Annotated in this window: 14 protein-coding genes; 13 read left to right on the top strand and 1 reads right to left on the bottom strand. The window is 61.4% G+C overall.

The genetic code is table 11. From position 1 onward, the window contains the following. The first annotated feature begins 14 nt into the window (after positions 1–14). From flhA to folD, 9 genes are all read left to right on the top strand, one after another. Complete coding sequence (gene flhA / locus C4N04_RS19450) at positions 15–2,102, top strand: flagellar biosynthesis protein FlhA (RefSeq protein WP_038686924.1); 2,088 nt, start codon at positions 15–17, stop codon at positions 2,100–2,102. Further along, on the top strand, positions 2,099–2,851 hold the full coding sequence (locus tag C4N04_RS19445) for a flagellar biosynthetic protein FliR (protein WP_039617927.1): 753 nt from the start codon (positions 2,099–2,101) through the stop codon (positions 2,849–2,851). The genes flhA and C4N04_RS19445 overlap by 4 nt, the downstream gene beginning before the upstream one ends. Before the next feature lie 7 nt (positions 2,852–2,858). Further along, entirely contained in the window at positions 2,859–3,272 is a 414-nt protein-coding gene (locus C4N04_RS19440) for a hypothetical protein (protein ID WP_009996114.1), read from the top strand. Between the two features lie 31 nt (positions 3,273–3,303). Further along, the gene (locus C4N04_RS19435) at positions 3,304–3,867 is read left to right on the top strand and encodes a rod-binding protein (RefSeq protein WP_039617930.1); all 564 of its coding nucleotides are present in this window, start codon (positions 3,304–3,306) and stop codon (positions 3,865–3,867) included. Between the two features lie 124 nt (positions 3,868–3,991). After that, complete coding sequence (locus tag C4N04_RS19430) at positions 3,992–4,357, top strand: hypothetical protein (RefSeq protein WP_106796799.1); 366 nt, start codon at positions 3,992–3,994, stop codon at positions 4,355–4,357. Beyond that, entirely contained in the window at positions 4,357–4,896 is a 540-nt protein-coding gene (locus C4N04_RS19425) for a hypothetical protein (RefSeq protein WP_086155930.1), read from the top strand. The genes C4N04_RS19430 and C4N04_RS19425 overlap by 1 nt, the downstream gene beginning before the upstream one ends. Before the next feature lie 291 nt (positions 4,897–5,187). Next, positions 5,188–6,027, top strand: coding sequence for a WecB/TagA/CpsF family glycosyltransferase (locus tag C4N04_RS19420; protein ID WP_009994323.1), 840 nt, complete (start codon positions 5,188–5,190; stop codon positions 6,025–6,027). A gap of 184 nt (positions 6,028–6,211) precedes the next feature. After that, positions 6,212–7,972 (top strand): succinoglycan biosynthesis protein exop, encoded by a 1,761-nt coding sequence (locus tag C4N04_RS19415; RefSeq protein WP_106796798.1) that lies wholly within the window; start codon positions 6,212–6,214, stop codon positions 7,970–7,972. A gap of 121 nt (positions 7,973–8,093) precedes the next feature. Then, complete coding sequence (folD, locus tag C4N04_RS19410) at positions 8,094–8,993, top strand: bifunctional methylenetetrahydrofolate dehydrogenase/methenyltetrahydrofolate cyclohydrolase FolD (protein ID WP_106796797.1); 900 nt, start codon at positions 8,094–8,096, stop codon at positions 8,991–8,993. On the opposite strand, the gene C4N04_RS19405 is transcribed toward folD, so the two are convergent. Continuing rightward, a complete protein-coding gene (locus C4N04_RS19405) occupies positions 8,994–10,022 on the bottom strand; it encodes a substrate-binding domain-containing protein (protein ID WP_106796796.1) in 1,029 nt (342 codons plus the stop codon). Positions 10,023–10,321: 299 nt separating this feature from the next. On the opposite strand from C4N04_RS19405, the gene C4N04_RS19400 reads away from it, so the two are divergent. The 4 genes from C4N04_RS19400 to C4N04_RS19385 all read left to right on the top strand — a co-directional run bounded on the left by C4N04_RS19400 (position 10,322) and on the right by C4N04_RS19385 (position 15,735). Then, a complete protein-coding gene (locus tag C4N04_RS19400; protein ID WP_077992506.1) occupies positions 10,322–11,683 on the top strand; it encodes an ABC transporter substrate-binding protein in 1,362 nt (453 codons plus the stop codon). A gap of 186 nt (positions 11,684–11,869) precedes the next feature. Beyond that, the gene (locus tag C4N04_RS19395) at positions 11,870–12,883 is read left to right on the top strand and encodes a sugar ABC transporter permease (protein ID WP_038686942.1); all 1,014 of its coding nucleotides are present in this window, start codon (positions 11,870–11,872) and stop codon (positions 12,881–12,883) included. Position 12,884: 1 nt separating this feature from the next. Next, complete coding sequence (locus C4N04_RS19390; protein WP_039617935.1) at positions 12,885–14,048, top strand: carbohydrate ABC transporter permease; 1,164 nt, start codon at positions 12,885–12,887, stop codon at positions 14,046–14,048. A 34-nt stretch (positions 14,049–14,082) separates the two neighbouring features. Continuing rightward, complete coding sequence (locus C4N04_RS19385) at positions 14,083–15,735, top strand: alpha-glucosidase (protein WP_039617938.1); 1,653 nt, start codon at positions 14,083–14,085, stop codon at positions 15,733–15,735. Positions 15,736–15,756 lie beyond the last annotated feature (21 nt).

Below are 15,756 nucleotides of genomic sequence, written 5' to 3'. Positions count from 1 at the left end.
GAGACGGATCTGTTATGGCGCAACCACCTGCACTCCCCCTTCCGAAAGTCGCCCCGAGCCTGCGCGATGTCGGTTTTGCCCTGGGCATTATCGGCATCATCTGCATTCTCTTCCTGCCGATCCCGCCATTCCTGATCGACATGGGGCTGGCCTTCTCGATCGCCTTCTCGGTGCTGATCCTGATGGTCGCGCTGTGGATCCAGAAGCCGCTTGATTTCTCGTCCTTCCCGACCATTCTGCTGATCGCGACGATGACGCGGCTGGCGCTGAACATCGCCACGACGCGCGTCATCCTGTCCCACGGCAATGAAGGCCACGACGCGGCCGGCGGCGTCATTGCTGGTTTCGCAAGCCTGGTGATGTCCGGCGACTTCGTCATCGGTCTGATCGTCTTCCTGATCCTCATCACCATCAACTTCATCGTCATCACCAAGGGCGCGACGCGTATCGCCGAAGTCGGCGCACGCTTCACGCTCGATGCCATCCCCGGCAAGCAGATGTCGATCGACGCCGATCTTTCGGCCGGCATCATCGATGAAAGGGAAGCCCAGCGCCGGCGCAGAGAGCTCGAAGAGGAAAGCTCCTTCTTCGGTGCGATGGACGGTGCCTCGAAATTCGTGCGCGGCGATGCCGTCGCCGGCCTCATCATCACCGCCATCAACGTCTTCGGCGGCATCATCATCGGTTATTTCCGCCATGGCATGCCGATCGGCGAAGCCGCTGACGTCTTCGTCAAGCTCTCCGTCGGCGACGGCCTCGTCTCGCAGATGCCGGCCCTCATCGTCTCGCTCGCGGCCGGCCTGCTCGTCTCGCGCGGCGGCACCACCGGCTCTACCGACCAGGCGGTCGTCAACCAGCTGAGCGGCTATCCCCGTGCGCTCTCGGTCTCGGCGGTGCTGATGTTCGTCCTGGCGCTGATGCCGGGCCTGCCGTTTGTCCCCTTCGTGATCCTCGGTAGTCTTCTCGCCTTCGGCGCCTGGTTCATCCCGCGTCAGGTCGAGGTTGAAAACAAGCTTCGCCGCGAGCAGGAGGAAAAGAAGGTCGTCCAGAACAAGGAACTGGAAAAGGATTCGGTGAAGTCGGTGCTGCGCACCTCGGAAATCGAGCTCGCACTCGGCAAGATGGTCTCCACACGCTTGCTAGGCGCCCACCAGGAGCTCGCTTTCCGCGTCGGCAAGATGCGCAAGAAGTTCGCCACGCAATACGGTTTCGTCGTGCCCGAGATCAAGGTCACCGACGATATCGCAATCGCCGAGAAGTCCTACCAGATTCGCATCCACGGCACGACGGTCGCTTCAAATCTCTTGCGCGTCGGCGAAGTCCTGGTCGTCACCGGCGCCGGCCGCCGCCCGAGCATTCCCGGCGACGAAATTCGCGAACCCGCTTTCGGCATGCCGGCCGTCTCGATTCTCGAAAACTTCGCCGACGACCTGAAGCGCGAAGGCTTCCAGCCGATCGACAACGTCTCCGTCGTGCTGACCCACATGAGCGAGGTCATTCGCAACAACCTGCCGCAGCTTCTGTCCTACAAGGACGTCAAGGTGCTGATCGATCGCCTCGACCCGGAATACAAGAAGCTCGCCGACGAGATCTGCTCGTCGCATATGTCCTATTCCGGCCTGCAGGCGGTGCTCAAGCTCCTGCTTGCCGAACGCGTCTCGATTCGCAACCTGCACCTCATTCTCGAAGCGGTGGCCGAGCTCGCCCCCCATGTCAGGAAGACCGAGCAGATTGTCGAGCACGTCCGCATCCGCATGGCCCAGCAGCTCTGCGGCGATCTAGCCGACAATGGCGTGCTGCGTGTGCTGAGACTGGGCAGCAAGTGGGATCTCGCTTTCCACCAGGCGCTGAAGCGCGACGCCAAGGGCGAGGTGATCGAGTTCGACATCGATCCGAGAAGCCTGGAAGAGTTCAGCGAGCAGGCGAGCAAAGTTATCCGTGAGTTCATGGATCGCGGCCTGCCATTCGCCCTTGTCACCTCGCCGGAAACGCGCTCCTATGTGCGCATGATCATCGAACGGCTGTTCGCCACGCTGCCGGTCCTGTCGCATGTCGAACTGGCCAAGGGCATCGAGATAAAGATTTTGGGCTCGATTTCATGATATCAGACCCGCAAGGGACCGTTCTCGCGCTGTTTCTGGTTTTCTGCCGGATTGGCGGCTGTGTGCTGGCTCTTCCGGGATTTTCCTCGGCGCGCGTGCCCGAGCAGCTGCGCGTCTTCATTGCCGGGGCGCTGTCGATCGCCGTCTTGCCGCTGCTCTGGGACACGGTTTATCCGGCTGTCCACACGGGAGCCGGAACCTATATCGGCCTGATTTTCAGCGAATCACTGATCGGCGTGATGTATGGAATGCTGGCGAGAATCTATACGCTCGGCATGCAGTTCGCCGCGACGATCATCGCCATGATGGTCGGTTATACCCAGCCGGGCTCCGCCGACGTCATCGAAGACTCGCCGGAGACCAGCCTTTCCGCCTTCATCACCTTTGCCGGCATCATGATTCTCTTCATCATGGATTTCCATCACATCGTCTTCCGTGCGCTGATCGATTCCTACACGACCATGCCCTTCGGCGGATTGACGCAGATGCGCGCGACGCTGATCTCCTTCACCGATACGCTGGAGCAGACCACCTACATCATGCTGCGGCTGTCGAGCCCCTTTCTGATCTACGGCATGATCTTCAACGTCTCGATCGGCTTTATCAACAAGCTGGCGCCGCAGATCCCGGTCTATTTCATTTCCACGCCCTATCTGCTGATGGGCGGGCTCTTCCTGTTTTATGTCTCGGTCGCGGCGCTGGTCAGCCAGTTCGGTCAGGCCTTCAGTTCGATCTATATCGGACGATGAGGCTGATATGATCGAGAAGAGCCGCTCTCAAAAACTCAAGCGTCTGCTGTCGGTGCAGCGGCATATCGAGAGGATGGCGGAGAACGACCTGGCCGAAACCAGCCGTCAGCGCATCGAGGTCAATGCGGCGATGGACGATGTCATCGTTGCTCTCGGTTCGATGGACCCGGTTCACCACGCCTTCTCGCAGAATTATGCCGACCGATTCGGCAGGCTGACGATCAAGGATCAGCAGCTGACCGGCATGCAGCAGATCCACGAGATGCGGCTGACGCGCGAACGCGCCAAGGCCGATCGCCTGGAAGAGGGCATGAAAGAGGCCCTCGATGTCGAGCGCCGCGAGGCCGACGACAATGCCGTCTACGATGTCATCGACCAGCAATTCGCAACGCCAGCCTCCAGCAAGCTTCAAAAACCATAATCGTTACGATCTTAATTTAGAGGATTGTAACGTGGCTATTTCGCCCCCCAGTGATCTGGTCCTGGACGTTGTCAAAGCCGCCGACCCAATGGAGGTTCAGGCGGCCCAGGAAAAATTGAAGGCAAATCGCGCGGCCTTTGCCGCAACGAGCCTCGCCGAGAACGGCAAGGGCTTCTCCAATACGGTCGACGTTCTCGATCATATCGGCCAGAAGAGCGGCCTCGCCAACATCCAGAACCGCACCAAGGCCGAGGAGGTTCCGGAAAGCTACCGGAAGTTCGAGGCCATGGTGCTGCAGAACTTCGTCAAGTCGATGCTGCCAAGCGAAAGTGAAGACGTCTACGGCAAGGGCGCGACCGGCGATATCTGGAAGGGCATGATGGCCGAGCAGCTCGGCAACACCATGGCCAAGGGCGACGGCATCGGCATTGCCAAGCAGATGTACAGCGAGCAGTTACGCCGGCAGGAAGGCAAGATCGTCAATGCTTCGACCGATGATCGTGACCGCAACACCGCGCTCAGCATGATCGACGAATTCCAGCGCAAGACCTTTGGCACGCCGACGGCGGACGCCAAGGCCGATAGAACAGGATGATTTTAGGCCCGTTGGCCTGATATCTGAATCCTGTTCTAAATTAAATAGTTAGAGGATGATGTCGTCCGAAAACCGCGCACACTTTTCGGCATCATGCTCTAAGCGACGCATAATCGAGGGTACAATGGAAATAATTTCGAACGAATACAGGATCAAATCCGTCCTCGGACGCCTCGAAATGATCATCGACAATGAGAATACCCGGATCGGCAACGACCCGCAGTTCGATCTCAAGGTCTCCAATGCGCATAAGAGCCGCTGCCTCTACGAGCTGTCGATGCTTTTCCGCGATACCGATCCGGCCGAGCTTGCCGCTGCCCATCTCGATCAGCTGCACGACCTGAAGAAGAAGCTGGTGCTCAACGCGAGACGAGTCGAAGCGCATCTCGAAGCGGTTCGCGCCGTCGCCGACCTCCTGAAGAATGCCGTTCAGGACGCCGACGCCGACGGCACCTATTCCCAGGAACAATTCGCCGCGCGTGGAAACTGATGATCAAGCTCGTCCTCACCGGTATCTGGGTTTGCGCCATCACCTTGGCCTCGGTTTACTTTTCGGTGTACATGGCGACGGCGCCAGCACCTGCGGCAACGGATACCAAGCAGAGCGCGCTCGAACTGGTGAAGGGTGAAACGATCACGGTGCCGGTCATCGGCGACGGTGCGATCACCGGTTATTTCCTCGGCCGCGTTTCCTTCATGATGAACAAGGACATGCTGAAGGGCGTGACCTTGCCGCTGACCGAGATGACCACGGACCAACTTTTCAGCCTGCTCGTCGGCAACAAGATGGTCGATCTCGCTCACATCAAGTCCTTCGACCCGAAGGCCTTCCGCGAGGAGATCAAGAAGGGCATGAACGAGCGCCTCGGCGGCGAATATGTCGCCGAAGTGATGCTGGAGCAGCTCGATTATCTCTCCAAGGAAGAGGTCAAGCAAAACGCGGCCGGCGAGCCGAAGAAGCTCGGCACTCCGGTCAAGATCATCGAAGCCGCCCCGGCTGAGGATGCCCCGGCCCCGGCCGCCCATTAATATCCCAGATCAGATACATGAACGGCGCCTTCGGGCGCCGTTTGTCGTTGAGCCCGATGTGGTTAATAAACTACTTATGCGAGCATAAAAATCCAAGGAATTTTCCTAAGGGTTGTTTGAAAGCCTCCTGTTATATCAGCTGTCACAGCTTGGTATGCGCCGTTTTCCGTGATCGGGGCGACGCCGTCCATGCATGACGCGACCGGTCCTTTCGAGACCTCCGGGGTGCGGAAAAATGGGCTTGGTTTCCGGGATTTCGGGCGCATGACGCACCCTCGGCAGGAGGTAGGAATGAATTTGATTGCAAACTTCGCGGTGCTCGCGTCGCGGCGGACGATCTTCGATCTGCCGGTCTGCGATCTCGGCTGGGACGATGCCCTCGTTTTTATCAACGAGCTGGCTTCCATTCCCGTCGGCCAGACCGTGGTTTGCTTCGTCAACGCCCATAATATGCTGACGGCGTTGCGCGACGACGAATACTACCGGATCATGTCGCACAATCTGGTGCTGCCTGATGGCATCGGCCTCAACATCGCATCGCAGATTGCCCATGGCTCGCCGTTTCCCGCCAATCTGAACGGCACCGATTTCGTGCCGGCCTTCCTGACCTTCATGGAGGCTCCGCGCCGGATCGGCCTGATCGGCGGCGCGCCTTCGGTCGTCGAAGCAGCGGCAGAAAATTTCCGCAGGCACACACCCTGGCATGAATTTATCGTCATTTCCGATGGTTTTTTCGACAAGGTCGACTCCACTGATGTCACCCAGGAGATCGAGCGCCAGAAGCTCGACATTCTGATCGTCGGCATGGGGACGCCGCTGCAGGAGAAATGGGTCCACGACAACATTCGCGCCGACCATGCGCGGCTGGTGCTGACGGTAGGCGCGCTCTTCGACTTCGTATCCGGCGCCGTTCCGCGAGCGCCGAAGACGGTGCGGATGATGCGTCTCGAATGGGCCTATCGGCTGATACAGGAGCCTGCGCGCCTCTGGCGGCGCTACATCATCGGCATTCCGGTCTTCCTTTTCCACGTCCTGCGCTACCGCTTCCGCCGCCGCGAAAGAATTCTCAGCCAGCCGGAAGAGCAGCGCAGCGTCTCACAGCCGATTGTGGATCGCAGGAAGGCGAGCTGAACAGGCCCGGCTCGGTTCCCGGACCTGCGAAGGGCGTCACCGGTTCAAATTTGAGACGTCGGACCGCAATTTTTGCCAGTCGCGGTTAACCATTTCTTTGCCATGAATATTTAGAGTAGCTTAATCATCTGCATCGCATGCGGATGATTGAACTCGGCCATCATGTGCATGAGATGTGGCGCAAATGTACGATATCAGGGCGAGAAACAGCTTCCAGGATCGCGCAGCCGCGGGGCCGCGCACCTTTGACGTCCCCTATCGCCGGCGGTCGAAGGGGGCCGGTATCGCGCTGCCCGAGGCCGAATTGCTGCGCGCGATCGGCCGCGCGCTCGAAGAGCAGCGCGCAATGGCGGCGCGGCCAGTGCCACTGGTCGACCGCATCGAAACCATTCTCGGCAACCGCCTTCGGGCTGCCAACGATATCGGCCGCCCTCTTGCGCCGGAGCCGGCTGGTCATGAGGAGCCCATCGCTGCGGCCGAAGGGGCCGCACTCCCGCCCCAGCCGTTGGCCGCGATCCGTGAGGAACTCACCGGATTCCAGCCGGCAGCGCCGCGCCGCCGCGCCGGCAGCTTCGGCCTTGTCATGACGGTCGTCGCCGCCACGATCATAGGCGCAGGCCTGCCGGCATTGATGCCGGTCTCGCCCGCCCTCTACCGCGCCGAGACGACGCTTTCGGTAAAGACGGATGCGGCAAGCCGCGCTGCCTTCACCCAGGCTGCGGCCAAAGGCCTGCTGTCGGCGCGGGTGATGGCATCGACGGTCGCTGCGCTGAAACTCGATCACGACCCGGAATTTGCCGGCTCCAGTGCCAATGCGCTCGTCGTTGCGCTCGATCTGCTCTCGGCCACCGGTGCTGCAGCCGATCCGGCCTCGCGCGCCGAGGCGGCGCTGAAACATGCGGTCGAGATCGTGCCCGATGTCGCCGCCGGTGCGATCCTCGTCAGGGTGACGACCGGCGACAGCGCCAAATCCATGCGCATCGCCGCCCAGCTTGGCGAAGCGGTGTCCGCAGTGAGCGGTCCCGGCCGGAGCGCCGAAACCGACACCGCGTTGCGCAAGGCCTATGACGAGGCGAAGGCGGAGCTTGCCGCCTTCGCGGCCAAAAGCGGCGAGGGCAACGTCAAGGTGGCGATCGACCTTCGCCGCCAGATCGACGGGCTCGATGCCGATCTGAAGCAGGCCGACCAGAATATCCTTGCCGCCAAGGCGCAGGCCGACCGGCTGAAGGCGGCAAAACTCGCCGGCGTGCTGGATGGTTCGCTCCCTTCCGATATGCTCTCGCCGGCGCTGCAGGATTGGCGCGACAAATATGCCGTCGCCAGGACGACGCTGGCGCAGCTTTCGGCCGAGCTTGGCCCGCGCCATCCGCGTCTGCTGCAGCAGCAGGCCGAAACGGATGGACTGAAGGAGAACATGGGCAAGGAGCTTGCTCGTCTGGCCCAGCTCGCCAATGCCGCCGCCAAGGCTGCGGTCGATGCGCGCAAGGACCTGAACGATCGCCGCAACACGCTGATTGCCCAGAGCCGGGACACCGGCGTCGATCTGTCCCGGCTGACCGAGCTGCGCGAAAAGGCGAATGCCGCGCGCTCGCGCCTGGAAGAAGCGGCGCCGACACCGGGAAGCGATGATGGCCATTTGACCGTCCTGAAACCGCCGCTTGCGGCGGCGGTGCCGGGAACGAATGGTCTGATCGGCCGCGTGCTGGCCGGGGCCGCGACAGGCCTTGCGCTCGGTCTTGGGCTGGCCCTTCTGCTGTTCTGGCGCAAATCCGCCGCGGCTTCCGCAAGCGAGGAAATGCGGGCGCCGCCTTCGCTCGCCTCTCCGCCGGCGCTCGCGCCGGCCCCGTCGTCGGCCGACGAGATGGAGGTGCTGCGCTCCGAGATCTCCGGCCTGCGCGACCGGCTTCGACTTCACGTGATGGAAGCACGGCAGCCGCTGCGCTGAACCCGACATTTCCTTGCAAGTTTGATATTGCCTTGCCGCTTTCCGACAGGATAGGGCGTTAGCGGGCATTTGACGCTCGTCAACTATCAATAGATTGGCGCGAAACAGGGCGGAGAGACGCGTGGCGACAGTAATCGACGGCAAGAACGTAGCTGCATCAGTCATTCAGACGGTCAAGAGTGCGACGGCGGCGCTGGAAAAGAGCAGCGGCGTCACCACCGGCCTGGCCGTCATCATCGTCGGCGACGACCCGGCAAGCCACGCCTATGTCGGCTCCAAGGGCCGCATGGCCAAGGAATGCGGCTTCAAGTCCGTCCAGCACACGTTGCCGGCCGAGACCAGGCAGGAGGAACTGGCAGCTCTCGTCGCCACCCTCAACGCCGATCCGTCGATCCACGGCATCCTGGTGCAGCTGCCCTTGCCGAAGCCGCTCGACAGCGAGCCGATCATCCAGTCGATCCTGCCGGAAAAGGATGTCGATGGCTTGAGCGTCGTCAACGCCGGAAAGCTCGCCACCGGCGACCTGAAGACCGGACTGGTCTCCTGCACGCCGGCCGGCGCCATGGTCTTCGTCCGCCGCACCCATGGCGAGGATCTCTCCGGCCTCAATGCCGTGGTCATCGGCCGCTCCAACCTGTTCGGCAAGCCGATGGCGCAATTGCTGCTCAACGCCAATGCGACGGTGACGATGGCCCATTCGAGAACGAAGAACCTCGCCGACGTCTGCCGCAACGCCGATATTCTGGTGGCCGCCGTCGGTCGTCCGGAAATGGTCAAGGCCGATTGGGTCAAGCCGGGTGCGACGGTGATCGACGTCGGCATCAACCGGGTGCCGGCGCCCGACAAGGGCGAGGGCAAGACCCGGCTCGTCGGTGACGTCGCTTTCCGTGAAGTCTCCGAGGTCGCCAGCACCATCACTCCGGTTCCCGGCGGCGTCGGGCCGATGACCATCGCCATGCTGATGGCCAATACGGTCATCGCCGCCCATCGCGCCGCAGGGCAGACGCCGCCGCAGTTCTGATTATGGCTGCTGCGGGGCAGGGCCGGTCGAGGCCCTGACGATCAGCTCGGTCCTCCAGAGCTCCTGCTCGGGGAAGGGGGCGGCGTGTTTCACCGTGCCGATCAGCCGCTGGGCGATTCGAACGCCGGCGGCGCGCAGCGAGGAGCGCGTCGTCGTCAGCGGCACGGAGAAGTTTTCCGGCTTCAACAGCGGCAGCACGTCGTCATGAGCGATCAGCGAAATATCCTCGCCGAGGCGCAGGCCCGCCTGGTTGACGGCGCGGATTGCCCCCAGCGCCATGACCGTGCTGGAGCAGAGGATCGCCGTTGGCCGCTGCGGCAGCTGCAGAAAGCGTTCCATCGCCAGCATGCCCTGTTCGTCCGTCATCAGCGCGTTGCTCATGCAATCCTCTTCGAGCGTGAGGCTACGTTCGGCGAGGGCTGAGATGACGCCGTTCCTTCTGCGGATGGCGAAGTCGAGGTGTGTCGGGCCGTTCATCAAGGCAAAGCGCGTATGACCGAGCTGCAGCAGCAGCCGTGTGGCGTCGTAGAAGGCGCCTTCATTATCGATGTCGAGATAGGGATAATCCGGCTCCGCGCCGAAGGATCGGCCATGCACGACATAGGGCATGGAGAGCGATTTCAGCATGGCGAGCCGCGGGTCGTGAGCGCGCATATAAGCGATGAACAGAGCATCGACATTGCCGCTGATTGCAAGCCGCCGGAGCGCGGCCACCTCGTCATCGGGATCAGCCGGCATGATGACGAAATGGAAATCGTGGCGGACGGCCTCCTCGCCGAGCCCGGCCAGGAATTCGCCGAAATGCACGTCTGACTGGTGGCCGGGCGCCGTCGGCATGACGAGGCCGATCGAGCCTGCCTTGCCGGTCGCAAGCCGCTGGGCAGCCTTGTTCGGCCGGTATCCGGTTTCCTTGACGGCCTGGAGCACGCGCTCTCTGGTCGCTTCATTGACCTCGGGATAACCGTTGAGTGCCCGGCTCACCGTCGTCTGCGACAGCCCGAGCAATTCCGATAGCTGTTTGAGATTCACCTGTTATGCTTCCCTCCCGGCCCGCCGTCGGCCGCTCCAAAAAGGCCTGCCGCCTCCCAATGGCATCCAAAGCGCTTTCAATTATGTAGCATCTCGCGCGCTTGACTCAAGAAAAATCGCTCCATATTCCCCGATAGGAGCCTTCGGGCTGCGATATCCCGCCGCTTTAGGGCAGGTTTTCGCGAATTGACTTGACTCCATTCCACTGGAAGTGAAATGAGTTGGGTGTCAAAGCGCTTTGAAATTTCCGTTTGCGAGAAATTCGGCGCGGGTTGGGATTGTGATGGGAGGTTGATCACATGAAAAAGTCATTTCTGATGGGCGTTGCCGTTGCGGCGCTATTTGCCGGTGCTGCGTCCGCGGCCGATCTGAAATTTGCCCCGGGACAGGATTCCAAGTTCAACTGGAAAAGCTATGACGAATTCAAGGCCGCGCATGCCGATCTGAAGGGTCAGCCGCTGACGATCTTTGGGCCGTGGCGCGGCGAAGACGAGGCGTTCTTCATGAGCGTTCTTGCCTATTTCACCGAGGCGACCGGCATCGAGGCGAAATATTCCTCGTCCGAAAACTACGAACAACAGATCGTCATCGACACGCAGGCTGGCTCGCCGCCGAACATCGCCATTCTGCCGCAGCCGGGCCTCCTCGCCGACCTCGCCGGCAAGGGCTTCCTGACGCCGCTCGGCGACGACAACTCCAAGTGGATCAAGGACAATTACGGCGCCGGCGACAGCTGGGTCGGGTACGGCACCTATAAGGGTAAGGACGGCAAGGAAGCCTTCTACGCCTTCCCTTATAAGGCCGATGTGAAGTCGCTCGTATGGTATGTTCCGGAGAACTTCGAGGAAGCCGGCTACAAGATCCCGACGACCATGGAAGAGCTGCATGCCCTGACCGACCAGATCGTCAAGGACGGCGGCGTTCCCTGGTGCATCGGTCTCGGTTCCGGCGGCGCCACCGGCTGGCCGGCGACCGACTGGGTCGAGGACATCATGCTGCGCATGCAGCCGCCGGAAGCCTATGACAAGTGGACGACCAACGAGCTGAAGTTCACCGATCCGGCCGTCGTTGCCGCGATCGACGAATTCGGCAAGTTCGCCAAGAACGAGAAATACGTCAATGGCGGCGTCGCGGCCGTGGCCTCGACCGACTTCCGCGACAGCCCGAAGGGCCTCTTCTCCGTTCCGCCGAAGTGCTACATGCACCATCAGGCCTCGTTCATTCCGTCCTTCTTCCCTGAGGGCACGAAGCTCGGCCAGGATGCCGACTTCTTCTACATGCCGACTTATGCTTCGCATCCCGAACTCGGCAAGCCGGTTCTCGGCGCCGGCACGCTTGTTTCGATCGCCAAGGACTCGAAGACGGCCCGCGCTTTCATCGACTTCCTGAAGACCCCGATCGCGCATGAAGTCTGGATGGCCCAGTCGAGCTTCCTGACGCCTTATAAGGGCGTCAGCACCGAGGCTTACGCAAATCCGCAGATGAAGAAGGAAGGCGAGATCCTGACGTCTGCCACCACCTTCCGCTTCGACGGTTCCGACCTGATGCCCGGCAAGATCGGCGCCGGCGCCTTCTGGACCGGGATGGTCGATTTCGTCGGCGGCAAGTCCGCCGAGGAAGCTGCCGGCGAAATCCAGAGCGCCTGGGACGGCATCAAGTAATCTTCCAACATTATGCCGCCGGCTTGCAGGCGGCATGACCTGCCTGAGTGGCCGGGCTCATGAGCAGCCCGGCCAGTCAGGATATATTGTGATTGGGCAATATAATGGATTGACGGTGACCGGCACTGACCGGTCAGAATGACAGCCGGTCTGATTTAAGATCAGGGGAAGCAGGGGAGGGACGAAATGCTGTCGCAGATAGTGTCCGCTTTGGGCGTCGTGGTGTTCGCCGTTTTTGCGTGCTCGGCCTATTTCTATTTTTCCAACAAACTCCTGGATCTCGCCCTGCCGGTCAAGGATGGCGACATCCGCGCCGCCTCGCGCAATCTCAACCGCCGCGCCCTCATCCGGCCGTGGCTGTTCATCGGCCCGGCGCTCTTCCTGCTCTTCGTCTACCTCGTCTATCCGGTCGTTGCGACCTTCATTCTCTCCTTCTATGACCGTACCGGCCTGCAGTTCGTCGGCCTCGCCAACTATAAATGGGCGATCGGCGACCGCGAATTCCGCCAGTCGATCTTCAACAACATCCTCTGGCTCGCCGTCGTGCCGGCCGCCTGCACCTTCTTCGGCCTGGTCATCGCTGTCATGACCGACCGCATCTGGTGGGGCAATATCGCTAAAAGCATCGTCTTCATGCCGATGGCGATCTCCTTCGTCGGCGCCTCGGTCATCTGGAAATTCATCTATGAATATCGCGGCGGCAACGACGTCCAGATCGGTCTGTTGAACGCCATCGTCCAGTTGTTCGGCGGCACGCCGGAGGTGTGGATCTCGGTTCCCTTCTGGAACAACTTCTTCCTGATGGTCATCCTGATCTGGATCCAGACCGGTTTTGCCATGGTCATCCTGTCGGCGGCCCTGCGCGGCATCCCCGAGGAGACGATCGAGGCCGCCGTCATCGATGGCGCCAATGGCTGGCAGATCTTCTGGCGCATCATGGTGCCGCAGGTCTGGGGCACCATCGCCGTCGTCTGGACGACGATCACCATCCTCGTCCTCAAGGTCTTCGATATCGTCCTGACCATGACCAACGGCCAGTGGCAGACGATGGTCCTGGCGAACCTGATGTTCGACTGGATGTTCCGCGGCGGCGGCGATTCCGGCCGAAGTGCTGTCATCGCCATCATCATCATGCTCGCCGTCACGCCGATCATGGTCTGGAACGTGCGCCGCGCCAACCGCGAACTGAAGGGCCATTGAGATGACCGCTGTCGGAAGTTACTTCAAGATCGGCCCCGCCCGTCTCTTCGTCCACCTTGCAGTTCTCTTGATCGTCATCATCTGGCTGATCCCGACGCTCGGCATCTTCGTCAGCGCCCTGCGCGACAAGGACCAGATCGTTGTGTCCGGCTGGTGGACGGCCTTCGTCGGCTCGACGCAGACGGTCGCCGTGCGCCTTGGCACGCCGGACCAGCAAAAGCAGGAAGGCGATACCTACGTCATTTCAGGCAATGTGCTGGAAGGGCAAACCGGCCGCTCGGTAAAGGCCTTCGGCAACCGCGTGCAGCAGCCGGCGGCCTTCGAGGCCGGCCAGACGGCCGATCTCGGCGACGGCGAAAGCCTGCTGATCAACAGCGACGGCAGCTACCGCTACATGAAGAACGCCGCCTTCTCGCCCGATGAGCGGCCGCGGCGTATCTATGTCTCCGTCTCGGCGCCGCCAGAATTCACCTTGCAGAACTACAATACGGTTCTGACCGGCGAGGGCATCGGCCAGTCCTTCATCAATTCGCTGACTGTGACGATCCCGGCGACGATCATCCCGATCCTGATTGCCGCTTTCGCCGCCTATGCCTTGAGCTGGATGGACTTTCCCGGCCGCACGCTGCTGATCGCCCTCGTCGTCGGTCTCATTGTGGTGCCGCTGCAGATGTCGCTGATCCCGCTGCTGCGCCTTTATAATGAAGTGGGCAACATGCTCGGCCAGCCGTCGAAGACCTATCCCGGCATCTGGCTTGCCCACACCGCCTTCGGCATGCCGCTCGCCATCTTCCTGCTGCGGGCCTATATTGCCGGCCTGCCGAAGGAGATCATCGAATCCGCCCGTGTCGACGGTGCGAGCGACTTCGAGATCTTTACCCGCATCGTTTTGCCTCTGTCCTTCCCGGCACTCGCCTCCTTCGCCATCTTCCAGTTCCTGTGGGTGTGGAACGACCTGCTCGTCGCCATGGTCTTCCTCGGCACCGACAAGGACCACATCGTGCTGACCGGCAGCCTGAACGCGCTGCTCGGCTCGCGCGGCGGCAATTGGGAGATTTTGACGGCGTCGGCCTTCGTCACCATCGTGGTGCCGCTGCTCGTCTTCTTCGGGCTGCAGCGCTATCTGGTGCGTGGTCTGCTGGCGGGCTCGGTCAAGGGCGGCTGACCATTTTCGAACTTGACTTCAAACAGGATATTCCATGAACGTGGCTCCCCAATCGATCTCGACCCCCGATAAGGACTGGTGGCGCGGCGCGGTGATCTATCAGATCTACCCGCGCTCCTACCAGGATTCGAACGGCGACGGCATCGGCGACCTGAAAGGCATCACCGCCCGCCTGCCGCATGTGGCAAGCCTCGGCGTCGATGCCATCTGGATCTCGCCCTTCTTCACCTCGCCGATGCGCGATTTCGGTTACGATGTTTCCGACTATGAGAACGTCGATTCGATCTTCGGCACGCTGGTGGACTTCGACACTATGATCGCCGAGGCCCATCGCCTCGGCATCCGCGTGATGATCGATCTAGTCATCTCGCATAGCTCCGACCAGCATCCCTGGTTCGTGCAGAGCCGCTCCAGCAAAACCAACGCCAAGGCCGACTGGTATGTCTGGGCCGACGCCAAGCCGGACGGGACGCCGCCGAACAACTGGCTGTCGATCTTCGGCGGCTCGGCATGGGCGTGGGATCCGACACGCATGCAATATTACCTGCACAATTTCCTGACGTCACAGCCGGACATGAACCTGCATAATCCCGAGGTGCAGGACCGTCTGCTCGATGTCGTGCGCTTCTGGCTCAATCGCGGCGTCGACGGCTTCCGCCTCGACACCATCAACTTCTATTTCCACGACCCGTTGTTGCGCGACAATCCGGCATTGGCGCCTGAGCGCCGCAACGCCTCGACGGCGCCGGCGGTCAATCCCTATAACTTCCAGGAGCATGTTTACGACAAGAACCGGCCGGAGAACCTCGCCTTCCTGAAGCGCTTCCGCGCCGTTCTCGAGGAATATCCGGCAATCGCCGCCGTCGGCGAAGTCGGTGACAGCCAGCGCGGCCTCGAAATCGTCGGAGAATATACCTCCGGCAACGACAAGATGCACATGTGCTACGCCTTCGAGTTCCTGGCGCCCGATCCGCTGACGCCCGAGCGCGTCGAAGAGGTAATGGAGGATTTCGAAGCCGCCGCCCCCGATGGCTGGGCCTGCTGGGCCTTTTCCAATCACGACGTCATGCGCCATGTCAGCCGCTGGGGCGGACTGGTCGCCGATCACGACGCCTTCGCCAAGCTCTATGCCTCGCTGCTGATGACGCTGCGCGGTTCCGTCTGCCTCTATCAGGGCGAGGAACTGGCGCTGACCGAAGCCGATCTCGCCTATCAGGATCTGCAGGATCCCTATGGCATCCAGTTCTGGCCGGAGTTCAAAGGCCGTGACGGCTGCCGCACGCCGATGGTCTGGGATAGCCACGTTGCCCAGGGCGGTTTTTCGACAGTCAAGCCCTGGCTGCCGGTGCCGGTCGAACATATTCTGCGCGCCGTCAACGTCCAGCAGGGCGACGAGACGTCCGTGCTCGAGCACTATCGACGCTTCATCGCCTTCCGCAAGCTGCACCCGGCCTTTGCCAAGGGCGAGATCGAATTCGAGGAGACTGAGGGCGATACCCTGGTCTTCACCCGCGAATACGGCAATGAAAAGCTGCTCTGCATCTTCAACATGAGCCCGTCCGAAACAGGCGTTACCCTGCCTGCCGGGGAATGGCAGGCGTTGACGGGGCACGGCTTTATCAGCAACAACTATGGCGACAAGATCGATATTCCGGCTTGGGGGGCGTATTTCGCCCGTCTCGCTTAAGGATCAGGAGGGGAGTGAGAC

The sequence above is a fragment of the Rhizobium sp. H4 genome (genome assembly GCF_003013335.1).
GTDB classification, from domain to species: Bacteria; Pseudomonadota; Alphaproteobacteria; order Rhizobiales; family Rhizobiaceae; genus Rhizobium; species Rhizobium sophoriradicis.
Note: the sequence above shows the minus strand (reverse complement) of the source record. Positions and strands in the feature narration are given on the sequence as shown.